General features: G+C 70.4%; 18 protein-coding genes. 9 read left to right on the top strand and 9 right to left on the bottom strand.

Features of this window, described 5'->3' with window-relative positions; genetic code table 11:
• The first annotated feature begins 33 nt into the window (after positions 1–33).
• The 4 genes from WQO_RS00350 to WQO_RS00335 all read left to right on the top strand — a co-directional run bounded on the left by WQO_RS00350 (position 34) and on the right by WQO_RS00335 (position 1,707).
• On the top strand, positions 34–408 hold the full coding sequence (locus WQO_RS00350) for a PadR family transcriptional regulator (RefSeq protein ID WP_010063826.1): 375 nt from the start codon (positions 34–36) through the stop codon (positions 406–408).
• A gap of 11 nt (positions 409–419) precedes the next feature.
• On the top strand, positions 420–1,010 hold the full coding sequence (locus tag WQO_RS00345; protein WP_010063828.1) for an HAAS signaling domain-containing protein: 591 nt from the start codon (positions 420–422) through the stop codon (positions 1,008–1,010).
• A gap of 71 nt (positions 1,011–1,081) precedes the next feature.
• Entirely contained in the window at positions 1,082–1,345 is a 264-nt protein-coding gene (locus tag WQO_RS00340) for a hypothetical protein (protein ID WP_237274079.1), read from the top strand.
• On the top strand, positions 1,342–1,707 hold the full coding sequence (locus WQO_RS00335) for a hypothetical protein (protein ID WP_010063830.1): 366 nt from the start codon (positions 1,342–1,344) through the stop codon (positions 1,705–1,707). Before WQO_RS00340 ends, WQO_RS00335 begins: the two co-directional genes overlap by 4 nt.
• A gap of 176 nt (positions 1,708–1,883) precedes the next feature.
• Here the strand turns inward: WQO_RS00335 and WQO_RS37100 are convergent, their stop codons facing one another.
• Positions 1,884–2,006, bottom strand: a complete 123-nt coding sequence (locus WQO_RS37100; protein ID WP_257134105.1) for a hypothetical protein — start codon at positions 2,004–2,006, stop codon at positions 1,884–1,886.
• 317 nt (positions 2,007–2,323) lie between these two features.
• On the opposite strand from WQO_RS37100, the gene WQO_RS00330 reads away from it, so the two are divergent.
• Both WQO_RS00330 and WQO_RS00325 read left to right on the top strand, forming a co-directional pair.
• Positions 2,324–3,106: a hypothetical protein gene (locus WQO_RS00330; RefSeq protein ID WP_010063831.1), complete on the top strand. Its 783-nt coding sequence runs from the start codon at positions 2,324–2,326 to the stop codon at positions 3,104–3,106.
• The gene (locus tag WQO_RS00325) at positions 3,103–4,638 is read left to right on the top strand and encodes a protein kinase domain-containing protein (protein ID WP_058953815.1); all 1,536 of its coding nucleotides are present in this window, start codon (positions 3,103–3,105) and stop codon (positions 4,636–4,638) included. The genes WQO_RS00330 and WQO_RS00325 overlap by 4 nt, the downstream gene beginning before the upstream one ends.
• 27 nt (positions 4,639–4,665) lie before the next feature.
• Here the strand turns inward: WQO_RS00325 and WQO_RS00320 are convergent, their stop codons facing one another.
• The 4 genes from WQO_RS00320 to WQO_RS00305 all read right to left on the bottom strand — a co-directional run bounded on the left by WQO_RS00320 (position 4,666) and on the right by WQO_RS00305 (position 8,456).
• Positions 4,666–5,811 carry a serine hydrolase gene (locus WQO_RS00320; RefSeq protein WP_029182652.1) on the bottom strand — a complete coding sequence of 382 codons (1,146 nt, stop codon included), beginning with the start codon at positions 5,809–5,811 and terminating at the stop codon, positions 4,666–4,668.
• Complete coding sequence (locus tag WQO_RS00315; protein ID WP_010063836.1) at positions 5,808–6,185, bottom strand: hypothetical protein; 378 nt, start codon at positions 6,183–6,185, stop codon at positions 5,808–5,810. The genes WQO_RS00320 and WQO_RS00315 overlap by 4 nt, the downstream gene beginning before the upstream one ends.
• Positions 6,186–6,228: 43 nt before the next feature.
• Positions 6,229–6,717 carry a hypothetical protein gene (locus tag WQO_RS00310; RefSeq protein WP_010063837.1) on the bottom strand — a complete coding sequence of 163 codons (489 nt, stop codon included), beginning with the start codon at positions 6,715–6,717 and terminating at the stop codon, positions 6,229–6,231.
• A 956-nt stretch (positions 6,718–7,673) separates the two neighbouring features.
• Positions 7,674–8,456, bottom strand: coding sequence for a transposase (locus WQO_RS00305; RefSeq protein ID WP_237274077.1), 783 nt, complete (start codon positions 8,454–8,456; stop codon positions 7,674–7,676).
• Between the two features lie 446 nt (positions 8,457–8,902).
• On the opposite strand from WQO_RS00305, the gene WQO_RS00300 reads away from it, so the two are divergent.
• Together WQO_RS00300 and WQO_RS00295 are read left to right on the top strand one after the other, a co-directional pair.
• Positions 8,903–9,343, top strand: a complete 441-nt coding sequence (locus WQO_RS00300) for a hypothetical protein (RefSeq protein WP_107115785.1) — start codon at positions 8,903–8,905, stop codon at positions 9,341–9,343.
• A 90-nt stretch (positions 9,344–9,433) separates the two neighbouring features.
• The gene (locus WQO_RS00295; RefSeq protein WP_010063841.1) at positions 9,434–9,682 is read left to right on the top strand and encodes a hypothetical protein; all 249 of its coding nucleotides are present in this window, start codon (positions 9,434–9,436) and stop codon (positions 9,680–9,682) included.
• Positions 9,683–9,757: 75 nt separating this feature from the next.
• Here the strand turns inward: WQO_RS00295 and WQO_RS00290 are convergent, their stop codons facing one another.
• The 4 genes from WQO_RS00290 to ku form a co-directional block, all read right to left on the bottom strand.
• On the bottom strand, positions 9,758–10,771 hold the full coding sequence (locus WQO_RS00290) for a DNA polymerase Y family protein (protein WP_010063842.1): 1,014 nt from the start codon (positions 10,769–10,771) through the stop codon (positions 9,758–9,760).
• Positions 10,768–14,214: a DNA polymerase III subunit alpha gene (locus WQO_RS00285; RefSeq protein ID WP_010063843.1), complete on the bottom strand. Its 3,447-nt coding sequence runs from the start codon at positions 14,212–14,214 to the stop codon at positions 10,768–10,770. Before WQO_RS00285 ends, WQO_RS00290 begins: the two co-directional genes overlap by 4 nt.
• Positions 14,215–14,315: 101 nt before the next feature.
• Entirely contained in the window at positions 14,316–15,251 is a 936-nt protein-coding gene (gene ligD / locus WQO_RS00280; RefSeq protein ID WP_010063844.1) for a non-homologous end-joining DNA ligase, read from the bottom strand.
• A 43-nt stretch (positions 15,252–15,294) separates the two neighbouring features.
• Positions 15,295–16,218: a non-homologous end joining protein Ku gene (gene ku / locus WQO_RS00275; RefSeq protein WP_010063845.1), complete on the bottom strand. Its 924-nt coding sequence runs from the start codon at positions 16,216–16,218 to the stop codon at positions 15,295–15,297.
• A 445-nt stretch (positions 16,219–16,663) separates the two neighbouring features.
• On the opposite strand from ku, the gene WQO_RS00270 reads away from it, so the two are divergent.
• Positions 16,664–17,905: a PP2C family protein-serine/threonine phosphatase gene (locus WQO_RS00270; protein WP_382790260.1), complete on the top strand. Its 1,242-nt coding sequence runs from the start codon at positions 16,664–16,666 to the stop codon at positions 17,903–17,905.
• Positions 17,906–17,915: the final 10 nt, after the last annotated feature.

The following is a 17,915-nucleotide window of genomic DNA, read 5'->3' as shown; positions in this document are numbered from 1 at the left end:
ATCGCTCTTGCGACACCTGGTATCTTGTGATGCATGGTAGCCGGTGAAGCACGTAACCAGATTCCGGACAAGATCGAGATCCAGCTACGCAAAGGTGTCCTGGAGTACTGCGTCCTCGCCCTTCTGCGAGACGGGCCCAAGTACGGAGTCGAGCTGCTGAAGGACCTTCAGGAGACCGTGCTCGCCACGAGCCAGGGCACCGTCTACCCCCTGCTTTCACGGCTCCGGCGCGACGAACTCGTCATCACCACCTGGCAGGAGTCCTCCACCGGCCCGCCGCGGCGCTATTACCAGCTGACCGATGCGGGACGCACCGCGCTCGACTCCTTCACCGGCCTCTGGCCGGCATTCCGCGACACCGTCGACCACCTCCTTTCGCCCCCCAACGGGCGCCGTCACAACCCCTGAGGGGCGCAACCTTGAAAACCGATGACAACACCCTGGTCCGGGAGTACCTCGCGACCGTGGAACGCGAAAGCACGGCGCTGCCCCCGGCAGCCCGCCAGGAACTCCTCGCCGACCTCAGCGAGCACATAGAAGTCGCACGCGCAGAACGGCCCGGCGACGTCCGCGCGATCCTCCACGAAGTGGGCGACCCCCGCACGATCGCCAGCACCGCCCTCCACGAACTCGGCCACACCACCACACCCCCCACGCGCACACCGGAGCGCCGCCGCTCACCCGCCTGGCTACCGCTGCTTCTGCTGGTGCTCAGCGGTGCACTGCCTTATGCGGGAGACCACGTGCTCCTGAGCTGGATCAGCTTCGCCATGAAGATCACGGCCGTAGTGATGGTGTGCCGCTCCCGCTACTGGACGACAGCCCGCAAGTGGGCAGGTCTCGCCCTGGCCACGCTCCTGCCCGTCACGATCAACGTGATCTGGTACCTGGCCGTCGTCGCACCCCGGAACTACGCCGTGATCGACACATGGCGCTGGCCGGGAGCCGTCACGGGCCTTCTCCTCACGCTGGCGGGCGCGGGATGGCTGTGGCGCACCAGGGCTCGCTAACGGGACCAGGCCTCGCCTGCCCCCTCCCGTCTGCTAGTCGGTGGTACCAGGGACTAGCTACAATGGTGGGTATGGCAAAGCAGACGAATATCCGATTGGACGACGCAGTCAAGGCGGCGGCCGAGGACCGGGCTAAACGCCGTGGTCTGACCTTGCAGGGGTACGTGGCTGACTTGATCGAGGCCGATGTGAATCAGGCACGCGCCGCCTTCATGGCCGGCGCTGCGACGTTCCTGGCCCAGTACGCGGATGAATTCGAGGCGGAAGTCGGTGAAGACCACTACCCGGGCCTTCCGGAAGGTCTGACTGAGAGCGCGGCGCGGGATGCCGCGTGAACCTTCGCATTGATCTCGCCTGGATCCTGGCGGTGGCGCAGCAGATCCCGGGGGATCCCCAGGTCGTCGATTACGGCGTGCCGGTGGCAGCCGAAGCGCGTCATCGAGCGGAAGTCCTGGACCATGAGGTATATCCCCAGCCGCACCACAAGGCAGCGGCTCTGTTGTGCGAGCTGGCGCGAAACCCGAGCCTGGAGAAGCGGAGTCTGCTGTTCGCGGCTACGGTGACCGCGGCCTACCTGTCGGCGTGCGGGATGCCGGTCGGCCCTGGCCTGGACACCGTTCTCCCGCTGGCCCGCGCCGCCCGGGACGGTCTCCCGGTGCGGGAGGTCGCTGCTCAGATCAAGACCTGGACGAGCTGACCTTTCCGCCGGATGGCACCTCTCCGGACGCACAAGTCAGCCCGGAGGCCGTCGCGACCCTGCCGGTCCACGGCGGGGGCGCCGGGTGTCGGGGCGCGGAGTCCGCTCAGGCTTTCGTCATGCGGCAGCCGTGACCAACTGCGCGCACCGGCCGTAGGCGTCCGCACGGGGCCGTTTCACCGCAGCGAGGCGGCGAAGCCTTCGCCGCCCGTACGCGCGGTAGTCCAGCCGCATCTCGCCGCCCGGACCACCGCCGAACTCGGTACGGCGACGGGCCAGGACGCGTGGTCGTGGCTCATCGCATCGCAGGGAACCGAGACGGCCGGCCGATCGTCCTTATGGTCGCGCTTCGTGCGCTCACGCCTGGAGTCGGCCCGTGCACGGCCCCTTGCGTCGATGGCAATGCCAGGTGTGCGGCTTTCCGGCGGAAGTCGGCGCGCCATGGCGGAGGTTGCGTTGCCGCCGTCCCGGCGTCGACTGCGCAGGGCAGGTCGGGAGGAACCGGGAATCGGCGACGGCCATCGAGGGGACGTGCCCCGCCTTGTGCGGAGGCACAGGGACGGGAACCCTCAAGAAGCCTCTCGAGTTCTGGCGACAGCGCCGGAGGGAAGACGGTATGGAAACGATCATCGTGCAGCTGCCCGGTCCGTCCAGGCCGGGCGAAGACGGCGTCGGCGAACCTGAGTTGCTGCACATGGGGCCGGGGGACGTGGCCGATTTCGGGCGGGGCACGCCCGGTAGCCGGACGGTACCCATCGTCCTGCCCGACCCCGGAATCTCCCGGCGGGCGGGACGGCTGGAGGCGGCCGAGGACTACTGGCGGCTGTCGAACTACAGCCGTGACATCGCGTACGTGGTCGAGAATCTGGAGGGGGCCGGGGAGTACCTCACCGTTGCGCCAGGACGGATCGGAGCGCCGGTGCCCTTCGAGTTCTCCAGAGTCGTCCTGCCCGCGCTGGGCGGGAGCGCCGACTTCAAGGTCTTCGCCCCGCAGCACGCCTATCTGGACGAGCAGTCCTCGCCCGGCGCCGGTGAACCCACCGTGCACCCCTATGCGCTCGATGCGACGGCCAAGTACTTCCTGGTGCTGGTGGCCCTGTGCGAGCCGCGGCTGCGCGACCCCTCGGACAGTGTGCTGCCGGGCGCGGGGGACATTGCGGAGCGGCTTCGTCCGCTGGAGAGCTGTCGTGGACTGAACCGTTCCACGGTGAACCACCACATCGACTATCTCGCCTTCGCCAAGCTGCGCCTGGACCTCGGCGACGACGGCAACAGCCGCACCGGTGTCAAGCGCGCTCGACTGGTCGCCCTCGCCTTGCGCTTCGGCCTGGTGCGCGAGGAGCACCTCGCCCTGTTGCCGCCCCGCAGGCGGCCCGTACCGCAGGAGAGCGGCGCATGACGTCCTCGGGTGCCGAGGGCGGCGCCGTCCGGACGCCGCGTCTGCCCCCCGGTTTCCGTGTCGGAGACTGGCAGGTGGACGCCGTCATCGGGTCGGGCGGCTGGGGGACCGTGTATGCGGCCCACGCGGTCGCCGACGGTGCCGTCGTGGCGGTGAAGGTGCTGCCTACGGGCGCGCTGGCACCCGGTCAACGTGCCGCGCTCGGTGAACTGATCGCGCGCGAGGTGCGGTTCAGCACCGAGGCGGACCACCCCCATCTCGTACGGACGCACGCGGTGTGCACCGTGGACGCGCCGGACCTGCCGGAGCTGGACGGCGCCATGGCGCTCGTCATGGACCGGGCCGAGGCAAGTCTGCGGCAGGTGCTGGACGCCGCCACGACGGGCCGTCCGGTCCCGGACGCCGTGCGGATCCTGCGCGGCGTCGCCGCTGGGCTCGCCCAAATGCACGGCGCCGGCTGGGTGCATGGCGACCTCAAACCCGCCAACGTGCTGCTGGGCGGGGACGGAGCGGTCTGGCTCGCCGACTTCGGCCTCGCCACCGAACTGGACGGCACCCACGCCTACGTTCCACCGCTCGGCACGCTCGACCACGTGCCGCCCGAGTGGTGGTCCCAGCGCGCCGGGACGAACGGGACGATGGTGCGGCCGACCGCCGACATCTGGGCCTTCGGCGTCCTGGCCCATCAGGTGCTCACCGGTGGGCTCCACCCGTTTCCGGGCGCCACCGCCCGTGCCCGCGCGCTCGCCTCGCAGGCCTACGCCCGCAGTACCGAGCCCCTGCGTCTGGACGCCGGGATCGATGAGCGCTGGCGCCGGCTCATCGGGGACTGTCTGGTGCCCGATCACGCCGGCCGCCTGAGGCATAATGCCGCGAGCCTGTCCGCCCGCATCGAGCGGCTGGCGAGCCCGCGTCGTCGGCGTCGCCTGCTGCCGGTCGCCGTGCTGCTGGCGACGGTGCCGGCTGCCGTCATCGCCGGGGCCGCGCTGCTCGGGGGCGGCGAAGAGGAGCACGAGGGCCGGGGGCGGGGCGCACCAGCTGCCGTTACCGAAGCGGGCAGCCCGGTCGCCGGGGGCATCCCGGTGCACTCCGACGTGCCCGAGGCTCTGCGGCCGATCATCGTGAAGGCCGCTCAGCGCTGTTCCGACGCTGAGGTCACGCCAGTCTTTCTCGCCGCCATGCTCAAGGCGGAGAGCGGGTTCGACGTGGACGCGGAGCGCCCGGCGAGCGAGGAGTACGGCATCGCGATGTGGACGCCCTCGGTGTTCCGGGCCTGGGCGGTCGACGGCGACGGTGACGGCGACAAGGACTACCGATCGCCGCCGGACGCGATCGCCACGATGTCGCTGTACGTGTGCTGGCTCGACCAGCAGTTCAAGAAGGCAGGCATGCCCGTGGAGGACCTGCCCGCTCTGATGGCGGCCGGTTACCGCACGAGCGACCGCACCGTCATCACGGAGGGAGGCGTCCCCGGACAGGTGCGGCCCCACGTCGACACTGTGCTCCGACACCTCGCCGACTATCAGCGGTGAGGCGGCGGAGCCGTCGCGCAGGGCTGTTCAGCAGTCCTTGACATCCGGCAACTTGTTGTCCGGTGAGTTGACGTAGATGTTGGAGATCCAGCCGTCGTACTGGGGCAGGTACGCCCACCACTCGTTGGTATAGGGCGGTACGTTCACCACCTCGCCCCTGGCCTGGCATCCCACCAGCACCTCGACTCCGGCAGGAAGTTGGGTGATCGGTGCGTTCCCCGTACCGAGGCCGGGGCGGACGTTCACATGATCGCTCCACGTGCCGTACCGCCACCCCGCAGGCCGCGAGGCTCCGGGAACGTTCAGGGAACGGACCAGCCGGCCGATGTCCGTGTAAGCCCTTCCGTACGGCGTGCCGACGGGATGGAGCGTGAACACGGCCACGATGGACCGGTCCCCGACGCCGACGGTGCCGGTGCTGTGCAACGCCGGCCGGGTCAGGTCCACGTCCGTGGCGGCGGCCGGTCCCGCGCTCCTGGTACGTGCCGTTGCAGCGGTGCGCGGCCGGCCGCAGGTTCCCTTCTCGTACGAGGATCCCGACCAGCCCTGTTTCACCGCCCAGGGTTTCTCGAAGGACCCGGCGATGCCGAAGTGCTGGTCGAAGCCGTCCGTGGCACAGCGCGTGGACTGGCGCAGGTTGCCCAGCACGAAGTCGCGCACAGGAGAGGGCGCCGAGTCCAGGAGGTATCGGTAGATCGTCACCGTGTCGCGCGCGGAGAGTGCCGTGTAGCCCCAGTAGCCCTCGTACCCGCCGGGCGGCGGCGCCGTGTCTCTGAGGCCGAGGCGGTCGACCATGCGCGTGATGATCGCCGCACCACCGCGGTCTGACCAGTAGGCGCTGGCCGCGCCGTCGTCGCTGGCGCGCAGCATCGGCTCCAGCCAGGCCCGGTCGGAGTCCGGCACGGCGTGGTCCAGGCCCCAGAGGTGGTCCAGCGCGATCAGCACCTTGACGACCGACGCGGAGCGGAAGCGGGTGCTCGTGTTGAGCTGCTCGGTGAAGGCGCCGGTCTGCCGGTCGAAGACGGCGACGCCGGCGCTGACACCGGCGGGCACCTCGGCGGACGCGGCGGCGGGACGGGCCGGTCCCGCCGGGGCGGCGGCAGTCGCGGAGCCCGCCGCGCCGCCTGTCAGCAGCAGCGCGGCGGACACGGCGGCAAGGCGATGGTGCCTCATTGGTAGTGCTCCCTGAGGTGGAGCGAGTTGATCGGTGTCATGTCGACGTACCAGCCCTGCTGCGATGGGATGGATTCGGTGCAGTCCGTGTTGACGGACTTGCACAGCTCTGCGACGGCGCCGTCGTACTGGTTGTTGAAGACCCAGTGGTTGCCGAACTGGTTGTAGACGCGGTGGAAGCCGTAGGAGTAGAAGATGTGGCTAGGATGCGGGTTGTTGACCGGAGTCACGTTCTCCGGGTAGACGCAGACGGCGCCGTAGGGGCAGCCGTCCCAGGTGCCGCCCTCTGCCTGGGCCTGGGCGGCTCCGGTCAGAACGGCGGTGGCGGTGAAGGCGAGCGCGGCGGCGCCGCGCAGGATTCTGCGCACGGTCATACCTTTCGAGTGAATACCGGGGGGCGGGGACTGCGGGCTCGCTCTACCACCAGCCGGAGCAGCGGATCACGCCGTCGGACTTCAGTGACCCGCAGACACGGAACTGGTACTGCGGGTCGGTGCTGGTGCGGCGGAACGGTGTGGTCAGGCTCTGCCCGGCCGAGCGGACGGTGAAGGGCCCGCACTGCAGCCAGGGGGACATGGCGTTCTGATCGCGGTCCCAGCCGTCGGCACGCCAGTCCATCCAGACGTTGTCGCCGGGCCGGGTCTGGCCGCTGATCTTCCCGAAGGCGATCTGCTGGCCGACGTAGGAGCCTTTCTCCAGCGTGATGCGGACACTGCCGATGCTGAAGTCGGCGGGCTTGTCGGTGTCGCCCTCGGCGTTGTCGGGGTGGTCGCGGAAACCACGTGCGCCGCTTTCGCAGTCGGAGGCCGAGGCGTGGGCGGGCTGTACCGGGTGCGCGACGAGGACGCCTGCGGTGGCTGCGGTCAAGGCGGCAGCCGTGGCGAGAGTCGTGCGGAACGGGCGCATGAGAGCCGTCTCTTCCTGTCGGCGGAGGGTGGCCCGCAGCACCGCCGGGCCTGGAGGACGACGATAGGAAGGAGATCCGGCCGACGGTCCTGACAGATGTCAGGGTGGCGGCCGGAAGCTCACCCCGACAGCAACGTGACCAGTGCCCGGCCCGAGGCCGTGCGCCGCGCCACCACGTGCTGCCCCCGTCGCTCCCGAGTGATGAGCCCGGCCGCCTTGAGATGGCCGCAGTGGTAGGTCACGGTCGCCGGCGTGAAGTCGGATGCGGCGGCCAGGAAGCCCATGGTGCGCGGGCTCTCGAAGGATCTTGGCCCTGAGCGCGCCGACTACGAGCTTGAGCCGGTCCCTTTCGACAGTGGTCTCCCGGGTGGCCATCAGCGTGTTCAGACCGGGGACGGGATAGCCGAACCACACGACGTCGAAACGGTCGAAACTGAAGACGGAGGCACTGTAGCCCGACACGATCCCCACCAGAACCACGCGGCGGGGGCCTCGCTCAAACGTCTCGGGGTGCGGATCCGGCACGTACAGTCTCCCCGGCGAAACAGATCTTCGGGCCGAGCCCGGCGAGGACGCTCGGCAGGGCGTTGCTGACGACGGCCACCCCCACACGCTCGGTCTCCTGGTCGAGCAGGGAACCGGCACGCGCCCAGATGGGTCCGGGCCACCGTGGCGTCGGCCACCTTTCCCAGCGCTTCGACGCGATCGGTGGCCGCGGGGAGCGTGTAGATGTCCAGGCTCGAGTCGTGCCGCCAGCCGTCCTCCACCAGCGCGAGCCCGCTGAGGCCGGGTACACGGTTGTCGAGGGCTGCGACGATGCCGAGCGGGAGGTGATCGGCGAAGGCGACGTCTGGTGCACCGAGCGAACCGCGGTCGCGCACCGGTGTCGTGTCGGGCGCCAACGAGCTCGTGCACGGTAAGCGGTGGGAAGTCGATGGGCCGGGGACCCTCGGTACTCACGTCTGCCGAGCCGGGATCCGGTCTGCGGTCTGTTGGTGGGACAGTAGGCCGGCGATGGCTTGGACGGTGTCGTCCATGTGCTCGCGGCGGCCGAGGTGGCGGGCCAGTGCCCGCCAGTTCTTCAGGTGGGCGATGCCGTGTTCGACCCGGATACGGCGTGAGGAGTGAGCTTTGCGCTGGCGCTCGTGCATCTCCTCGTACCAGTCCGGGGCGTTCTTCTTGAACTTGCGGTGCGGGGGCGTCACGACGCGGCCGCCGGTCTGTGCTCCGAGTCCCTGATAGCCGGCATCGGCGAGGATCTCGACCGCCGGCCCGTCGGCCAGGAGCTTGACCAGCCCTAACTTGCGGGCGTGAGTGATGTCCGCGCAGCTTCCGGGTCTGGTCGGGCTGCAGAACAGCAGTCGCCCGTCCCCGTCGGTGAAGACCATGGCCTCCACGGCGTTCTGCTTGTTCTTGCCGGAGATGAACTTGTCCCGGTCCTTGCGGCCGGCGGCCGGGCGGCGGACACGGATCTCGGTGCCGTCGATGATGCCGGTCTTCCCGGCCTGGCCGAGATGCTCCACGACCTCGGCCAGGGAACGCAGCCGTACGCCGGGGCTGACGGTGCACCCTCGCTCGGCGAGCAGGGGCCGCACCTCACCGACAGCCCGGGTGACGGTCGAGCGGTCCACGCCGAACCAGCAGGCCAGCACATCATGAGTAACCCCATGGCGAAGGTGCACCAGCGTGGCCAGGAGCCGGTCGACGAACACCATCTGGTGCTTCGCACCAGCGCCCACGGCACGCTTCCGCTGCCTGGACGCAAGCCTGTCCTGGTGCCGTTCATGCCACAACGGGCCAACTTCAGCCACGAGTGCAGCGATCACAGCGGCCGATAAGCCCGTAATCCTCTGGTCGCTGATGATCGCTCTGCGCGTCACGTTCCCCACCACGCAGCCATGATCGCCGATCCGCGCTCGACGTCCCACCGCTTACCGTGCACGAGCTCGTTAGGGCTACTTCGCTGAGCTGAGGGGCGAGGAGCGGCCCCCCGTAGCGGGGGGACAGGAGTCCTGCTTCGCCGCAGTAGGGGCAGTGACCCCGGATATGCCGGGCGGTCGCAGGGACTCCGAGCCATCGATCTTTGCCGAACTTCCGAGTCGCGTCGGGGCTGGGGGCCATCACGGCGAGTGAACTACCCTCCGCAACCGTGACGGTGGCCTCGTAAGGCTCGGTTGAGCTGATCATGAACCGACAGATGATCACCTCCGCCGTCCTGGCCGCCGCCTTGGTCCCGGTGGCGCTCGCGCCCTCCGTGTCGGCTGATCCGACCGCTGTGCGGGCGTACGTCGACACCCGCGTCCGTGACTGCGCGGGCAGCGGCTCCGGCTGCCGCCCCGGGGCCGTGGTTCACCACTGGCACCGCCGTGGTGCGCAGGCCCGTGGGGTGGGCTGGGTGTACGCCTCCCGCGAGGGTGTCCGCTCCGGTAGGGCCCGCTGGCTGGTGAAGAAGCCCGGCGGCACGTGGAAGACGGGCGGAGGCTGGAAGCGCGCGAACCGGGTGGGTAGCCACGTGGAGACGTCCTGGGGCCGGGACGGTCACACCGGCCCCACGTACCCGCGCAATACCCGCATCTGCGTGGAGTACAGGGGGTTGTCGACGAAGGCCTGCGTGACCCTGAAGTGACCCGCTGGCCGCCGGGGGCCAGCGAGCTGAGGCGGGCGGGCGCCACCCTCGGCGGGACCTGTTCAACAGCCGTTCGCCCGGGAGGGGTTCATGCACCGTATCGAGGCCAGTCAAATCTGCACGGCTTGCTCGGGCAGGTCCACCTCCCACTACCCCGAGACCGTGGTGGTGCAGGCGTACGAGCCCGGCGGGCGCACCGTGGAAACCGTCAGCCTTCACGGCGGATACGGCTACGGCGTTCTCACTATCCCCGCGCCCTACTTCCATGAGACGGCGACCACCAAGGCCGGCCGGCGCCGGATCACCGGCTTCTACACGACAGGCACGCTGGACGACTGATCTGGGACCGGCATCAAAGCGGCCAGCCCGGGCGTTGGGCTGTTCCTCGCCGGTGCGGTGGGGGAGCGGGACGGTTTACCCGGTTCGGGGAAAGGTCGATGCGGCTCCGGCGACACCGGGTCCGTAGCGGGTCGCGGCCTTGTCGATGGCGGTTTCGAGGCGGCGGAGCTTGTCGTCGCGGGCGTCGAGGGTGAGCTGGTGGACGGTGTCCTCGGCGGTACGGAGGCGTCCCGCGCGCAGGGCGATGGTGCGGACGCGGGCTCGCTGGAGGCCGAAGCCGGAGAGGAGGGTGCGGGCGGTGTCGGCCAACGCGGGGGTGTGCGCGGTGGGTTCGGCGAGGGTCCGGGTGCGGGTGGTCTGGGAGCGGTCGGCGTAGGTAACGGTGAGCGTGAGCGCCTGGGCGATCTCCCCGCTCGTACGCAGCCGCGCGCCGAGGTCCTGAACCAGGCCGAGAACTGCGCGGTGGTGCTGGTCGGGGTCGAGCTCGTCGCGGTCGAAACGGCGGCTCGCGCTCATCGTCCTGGGCGCGGCACCGGGGACGACGGGTCGTTCGTCGATGCCGCGGGCGCGGTCGTGGGCCAGGCGTGCCGCGGTGGTTCCGAGGATGCGCTGGAGGGTGGGGAGCCTGGTGTCGGCGATGTCGCCGACCGACGTGATGCCGTAGCGGGCGAGCGTCTTGGCGGTCTTGGGGCCGATGCCGGGCAGGGCGGAGGCCGGTTTGGTGCGCAGGAACGCGGCGATCTCGTACGGGGCGTCCCGTACCACCGTGGCCGCGCCTGGCGGTGTGGCGTCGGCGGCCATTGCCGCGATCGAGCGGGTAGGCCCGGCCCCAGCCGAGCACTGCACGCCGTGCAGCGCGAGCAGGCGCAGCCGGAGCACGGCGACCAGGCCCTCGACATCGCGGCCCCAGTACGTCAGGGCGCCGGTGAGGTCGACGTACGCTGACCAGTCTGCGGGCAGGGGTTCGACGCGTGAGCTGATGCTGTCGACGACCGTGAGCAGCTGCCCGTACAGTTCCTCGCTCCGTTCGGCAGCGTGGAAATGGATCCGCAAGATCGCGCGCGGCCGCGGCCGGCTGGTGGTGTTCATCCCGGGCTCCCGGGGCTCCGGTGGCCGAAGCGGGTGAGGTCGGCCGAGCGGGTTCCCGCGGGCTGGAGGTCGCTCCAGGGGTGCAGGCGGGCGCCTGCGGTGCCGTCGGGAATCGTCCGCCCGGGCTCAGGCTGGGCCGGTGTGGGGGAGGGAGCCTGGCCCAGGAGGTCGAGGACGGCCTGGGGCCCGTGGGTGGCGCGGGCGGTGGCGAGTTCGTCGAGGTCCCAGGCCATCTGGCCGACGACGGTGCGCCGGGGGCCGCGGGCTTCGACGGTGCCGCGTACGAGGAGCAGCCCGTGGTGGAAGACCGTGTGCGCGCACCGCTCGTGGGAGTCCTCGAAGAACGCCAGATCGACCAAACCGCTGCCGTCTTCGAGCGTGACGAAGATGATGCGCTTGCCGGAGGCGATGGGCGGGGTCTGGGTGGAGGCGCGGACACCGGCGACCAGGACGCGCTGCCCGGGGTGCATCGCCCGCAGGTGTTTCGCGTCGGTCGCGCCGACCTCGCGGAGCAGCCGGTGGTGGTCTTCCATGAGGTGCCGTGAGACGTCGATCTTGAGGACGCCGAGCTCGGCGTCCAGTCGTTCCCGGGCGGTCATCTCCCGCAGCCCGGACGATCCGGCGGCGTGCGGGGTGGTGGCGAGCGGCAGCTGCCCGGCCCCCGGGCGGGTGCGGGTTTGGCGGTGGAGCTCGGTCGCCTGGAGTAGTAGGTCCCGCCGGGACGCCTCGCCCTTGAGCTGGTCGAGGGCGCCGATGCTGATGAGGCGCTCGGCGGTGGGGAGCTTGGGGTGGGCGCGGGCGTAGAAGTCCTGCAGGGAGGTGTAGGGCTGGCCGTCGGTGATCCGGGCGACCTCGTCGTCGGAGATGCCGTGGACGGTGGACAGGGAGATCCGCACTCCCCACCCCGATCCGGTCCGTTCGACCGCGTACTGGGCCTGGGAGGTGTTGATGTCGACGGGCAGGACGGGGACGTCGTGGCGGCGGGCGTCGGCGACGATGACGCGGGCCGGCCACATGCCCGGGTCGTGCTCCAGCAGCCCCGCGTAGAGGGCGGCGGGGTGGTGGGCCTTGAGCCACGCGGACTGGAGCGCGGGCACGGCGAACGCGACGGCGTGGGCCCGGCAGAACCCGTACGCGCCGAACGAGGCGACCACGTCCCAGACCTCGTCCAGGACCTCCGGGCTGTAGCCGCGGGCGCCGGCCTGCTGCCGGAACCACGCCTCGACCTTCGGCAGGCGTTCCTTGTCGCTGAGGGCGCGACGGGCGACTTCGCCGAGGGCGCGGTCGCAGCCGGTCATGACCGCGAGGATGTCGATGATCTGCTCGTGCCAGATCGTCACCCCGTACGTGTCCCGCAGGACCGGCTCCAGGTCCGGGTGCGGGTATGCCGGTGCGGCGCCGTGGCGGGCGGCGATATAGAGGGCGGGCATCCCGCCCTGCACCGGGCCGGGGCGGAACAGGCTGATGTCGGCGATGACGTCCTGCGGGTCACGGGGCTGGAGCCGGCCGACCAGGTCCTGCTGGCCGGGGGACTCCAGCTGGAACATCCCCACCGTGTCCGAGGCCTGGATGAGAGCGAACGCGAACCGGTCGTCCAGGGGCACGTGGTCGGGGTTGTCGAGGTCGATCGCCCTGCCGGTGGTGCGGCGGATCTCGGTGACGGCGTGCGCCATCGCCGACTGCATCCGCACCCCCAGCACGTCGAGCTTGAGCAGCCCGAGGTCCTCGACGTCCTCCTTGTCGGCCTGGAGCATCGGGTACTCCCCACCGGGGGTGGGCTGAACCGGTAGCCGGTCCAGGAGGCTGGTGTTGGAGAGGATCACGCCGCAGGGGTGCATCGCGATCCCGCGCGGCAGCGCGTCCAGGCTCTCGGCGAGCTCCCACAGCGGCCCGTACCGCCCGGCCTCGCCCGCGAGCTCCCGCAGCTCCGGCAGTTCCGCGAGCGCGGAGCGGATGTCGCACGCCCGGATGTGCGGGAACGACTTCGCGATCCGGTCCACGGTTGCCGGGGCGATCCCGAGCGCGAGGCCCGTGTCCCGCAGGGCGTGCCGGGCCCGGTAGGTCTCGGGCATCCCGGTGACCGCGACCCGCTCCCGCCCGAAGCGCTCGATGACCCGGTCGTACACCTCCAGTCGGCGCGCTGACTCCACGTCGATGTCGATGTCCGGCAGCGACGAGCGCCGCTCGGACAGGAACCGCTCGAACAGCAGGTGGTGCTCCAACGGGTTCGCCGTGGCGACGAAAAGCGAGTGGTTGACCATGGAGCCGGCGCCGGAGCCGCGGGCGGCGACCCGAATGCCCATGTCCCGCACGTCGGCGACGACCTGGGCCACGGCGAGGAAGTACGGCTCGTATTGGAGCCGGCCGATCACGCCGAGCTCGTAGTCGAGCTGGTCCATCGAACGCCGGTCCCGGTCGAGACCGCGGGCGGCCATGCCGCTCTCGCACCGCTGCCGCAACAGCCGCATCGCCCCACCCGGCCCCGCCTCGGCGCCGACGACGGAAGGCTCGGGGAAGTGCGGGACACCGAGCCCCAGATCCCTCACCGGGTCGACCTCGCACGCCTCCGCGACGGCCGCGGTGTCGGCGAGCAGCCGCACGGCGCGCGCCCCGCCGCCCCCGTGCGCGGCCGCCACCCGCTCGGCAATGTTTGTCATCGTCGGCCCGTCCTTGAGCCAGCGTTCCCCGCAGTCGAGCCGCCGCCGGTCGATGGGCCGCAGCAGCCGGGCCGCGTCCAGGACGTCCGCGACCCGGTGCTGGGACTGGTCGGCGTACCGTACGGCGTTGGTCAGCACGGCCGGGATGCCGAGGCGGTCGGCGAGCGCCAGGGTGTGCGAGGCCAGGCGTACCGACCCCGGGCCGGTGCCGGACAGCCCCCAGCACACGATCTCCAGCCGCAGCCCGCCGCCGACGGCCTCCTGCCACGGGGCCAGAAGCCGCTCGGCGATGTCCGGGCGGCCACCGGCGAGCGCCCGCAGCGGCTCCGAGACCGGGCCGAGCAACACCATCAACCCCTGACCGGCGTACCGGCCGAGCATCTCCCACGAAGCCGCCGGTGGCGCATCGGCGGCGAAGGCCTCGGCGTGCACGGCGGATACGAGTCGGCACAGCCGCGCCCACCCGGCCGCGTTCCGGGCGAGGAAGGTCGTCCGGAAAGGTGCCTCGGCTACGTGCGCGCCGCCGCGCACGGGGCTACGTCGGCGGGCTTCGGCCGCGGGGACGTGGGGGGCGATGCCGAGGTCGACGCCGAACAAGGGCTTCACTCCGGCGGCCGCGGCGGCCTTCGCGAAGCGCACTGTTCCGGTGACCATGTCGCGGTCGGTCAGCGCCAGCGCCCCGATCCCGCGCTCGGACGCCCGCGCGACGAGGTCATGCGGGCGCGAGGCACCGTAGCGGGCCGAAAATCCACTACTGACATGCAGGTGAGGGACGCCTTCTTGCATGAAACCCTCCGCCCATAACCCCCAAAGCGTTACTAATCGAACTCTTCTCCATCGACTGTATCGAACATTAATTCGAACACGCGAGTTCGAGGCGCGATTTTTCAGCCAGCCAGGTCATCGGGGGTGACGTCGGGGCGGAGCCGGTGCCAGGAGGGGTGGCGGAGGCGTCCGGCGCGGGTGCGGGAGGTGTATCGCACTTCGCCGACGAGCTGGGGGAGTACCCACCGGGCCTCGGCCACCGGCGGTACCTGGGCGAAGGGGCAGGCGTCGGTGGCCGCGGCCTGGAGGAGGGCGGCGAGGCGGGTGCGTTCGGCTTCGGTCCAGCCGGTGCCGACGCTGCCCGCGTAGTGCAGCAGCCCGTCGTACCGCTCGCCGACCAGGACGGCCCCGGGCAGGCCGGTCAGCCGTCCGCGTCCGGGGACCCACCCGCCGATCACGACGTCGGCGAGACGGTGGACCTTGATCTTGACCCAGGTCTTCGAGCGTGCTCCGGGCTCGTACGGGGAGGTGAGCCGTTTGGCGATCAGCCCCTCCAGCCCGGCCTCCTGGGCCATCTCCCACGCCTCGGCCCCGTGCCCGGTGATCGCCGCAGGGGTCGACCAGGAGGGCCCGGCCAGCCCGAGACCTTCCAGCAGTTCCCGCCGCTCCGCGTACGGGAGTCCGGTCAGGAGCCGGCCGTCGAGGTGCACGAGGTCGAAGAGCATCATGTGCGCGGGCACCCGGCCCGCCAGCCGCGCGGCCTTCGCGGGAGCGCCGACGAGGCCCATCCGCTGCTGGAGGCGTTCGAAGTCGCTGCGGCCCTGATCGTCGAGCGCGACGATCTCCCCGTCCAGCACCGCGCTCCGTGCGCCGAGGGCGTGGGCGAGGGGGAGGAGTTCGGGGTAGGCGGCGGTGATGTCCGTACCCGAACGAGCGCGCAGGAGGATCGTGCCGTCGCCCGGCAGGTAGACCATGGCCCGCTGGCCGTCCTGCTTCACCTCGAACGCCCACCGGTCCTCCACGCCCGCCGACGGCAACGGGCCGGGTGTCGCGAGCATCGGCTCGATCCTCGGCAGCACGGCACCCGCAGCAGGAGGAGGGTCAGGAGGCACTGCGCTTCTTCGCGGCCGTCTTCTTCGACGCTGTGGACTTCTTCGAGGCGGCTGTCTTCTTCGCCGGTGCCTTCCGGGCGGTCTTCTTCGACGGCCGCATCTCGTGCACGGTGGCGTTCTCGCCACGCTCGCCGCGGGATTCCTCGGCCGCTTTGACGGAGGCGTTCAGGGCGGCCATCAGGTCCACGACCTCACCCTTCTCCGGTTTCCCGTCTTCGGCGGGGCTCGGGAGGGGCTTGCCTTCCGCCTTCGAGGCGATGATGCCTTCGAGCGCCTCGCGGTACTCGTCGTGGAAACCGGACAGGTCCGCGATCGTCATCTGCTCGGCCAGCTGAAGGGCCTGCTTGATCTCGTCCTCGCCGACCTCGACCTCGCGCGGGGCGAGCTCGTCGGGGCTGCGGACCTCGTCGGGCCACTTCATGGAGTGCAGCACGATCGCCCCTTCCCGGATCCGGAGCAGACCCAAGCGCTCGCGGCCGTGCCACGCGAACTTCGCCACCGCGACCTTCGAGGACCGCTCCAGGGCTTTGCGCAGCAGGGTGTAGGGCTTGGCGGCGACCTGTCCGTCGGCAGCCAGGTAGTAGGAGTCGCTGATGCGGACCGGGTCGATCGAGTCGGCGTCGACGAACGCGGCGATCTCGATCGCCTTCGCCGTCGGCAGCGGCATCTGGTCAAGCTCCTCGTCCGTGACCGGGACGGTTTCGCCCTTCGCGATCTCGTAACCCTTGCCGATCTCGTCCTGAGACACGACCTCACCGTCGAGCTCGCACACCTTCCGCGTCCGCACCCGCCCCATGTCGGTGAGGTGCACCCGATGGAAGTGGACGTCATGGTCCTCGGTCGCGGACACGATCTTCACGGGGATGGTGACCAGCCCGAAACTGATCGCCCCTGCCCATAGCGGCCTCGGCATGTCTACCTCCCGGCCCCCACGAAAGTGTCAGAGCGAACGAACCGTGGACGTATCCGCGGGCAGGAGGCGTGGTCCGCTGCCTGCACCTTCGATCCTCGTGCCGGGCCAGGCTGCCCGCACCTCCACCGCGGGACCTGGTGGCGGTGCCCTCGCGCCCGACGGCCCTCTCACCCTCCGGATCAACCACCGCCTTAACACGATCGCGAGGCGGCCGCTCACTGGTACGGCACGGGAACGGGTGCTGGGGTAGCTGCCGGCTCTGTTCGGTACCGACCCCGCCGCCCGCGGTGATCCGACCGTCCTTGTGCGCTACCCGCTGCCTCTGGACTACTCTACGGGCGTCAAATTGATTGACTAAGAGCAACGATATGCAGCGCCTGTGTCTAACGTAGGGCGGGGCATGCGGGCCTCACGTTCGTGGCAGTGACGCCCATTTTTATCGTTTATGGTCGAGAAGGCAGGTTTGTCACCGTTGGAGAGGTCCAGTCTGGTCGAGCGCGCTCTGCGTGAGGCTGCTCCGCATGAGATTTTCGACGTGATCCGTTCGGTGATCGAGCGGCGTCACGGCGCCCTGGCGGTGGATCTGCTGCTGGCCGATTACGCCATGACGGAGTTGCAGCCGATCGGAGTGCTGCCCCACACGCGGGCTCCTGTCCCGGTGAGCGACAGCGCTCCGGGCCGCGCCTTCGGAGCTCAGGAGCCGCACTACGTGCACGACCGTTCCGCGTCCACGGTGAGCGCCTACCTGCCGGTCAGCGTGCGGGGGGACCGGCTGGGCATTCTCAGCGTCGAGCTGCCGGCCGCCGAGGGCGAGGGGCCGGACCGACAGGTGCTGGCGGATCTCCAGCACTGCGCTGACGCCCTGGCGCACGAGGTGGTCGTGGCGGAGCGGGACACCGACCTCTTCCTGCAGGCGCGGCGGGTGGAGCGGCTGACGCTGGCCGCCGAGATGCAGTGGCAGTTGCTGCCCGGCCGTTCCTGCTCGCGGCCGGAGTACAGCCTGGGCGGTCAACTCGAGCCCGCCTACGCCATCTTCGGCGACAGCTTCGACTGGTCCGCCTCGGCCGACGACCTGTATGTGACCGTCAGCAACGGCATGGGCGAAGGCATCGACGCCGCGCTGCTGACCAATCTCTGTGTCAACGCGCTGCGCAATGCCCGACGGGCCGGCCTGAGCCTGAGCGATCAGGCGTACCTGGCCGACCAGGCGGTGTACGGGCAGCACCGTGGGGACCAGTACCTGTCCACCCTGCTTCTCCGATTCCACCTCCCGACCGGTGAGGTAGAGGCCATCGATGCCGGATCGCCGCGTATGTGGCGGGTACGCAAAGGGGTCGTCGAGCCGGTCGAGCTGGAGGCGCAGATGCCTCTGGGCATGTTCGAGGACACCGATTACATCGCGCAGCGTTTCCGGGTCGAGCCCGGCGACCGGCTGCTGTTCATCAGCGACGGCGTCTACGACGCGCTCTCCCCGGCCGGGGAGAAGTACAGCAACCGCGCGCTGGCCGCCTCGATCAACAGCACCCGCCTGCTGCCCGCGCCGCAGGTGCCCAGGGTGATGCTCCAGGAATTGCTGGGGCACCGGGGATCGGGACCGGCGGCGGACGACTCGCTGGTGATGTGCCTCGACTGGCACGGCGCCCCAGCCAGGACTGCCGATACGAGTGCCGGGCAGGAGCAGGTGTGAGGATCCTGCA

The sequence above is a fragment of the Streptomyces globisporus C-1027 genome (assembly GCF_000261345.2).
Lineage (GTDB): Bacteria > Actinomycetota > Actinomycetes > Streptomycetales > Streptomycetaceae > Streptomyces > Streptomyces pakalii.
The sequence above is the reverse complement of the archived record's forward strand: the minus strand, read 5'-3'. Positions and strand labels throughout refer to the sequence as shown.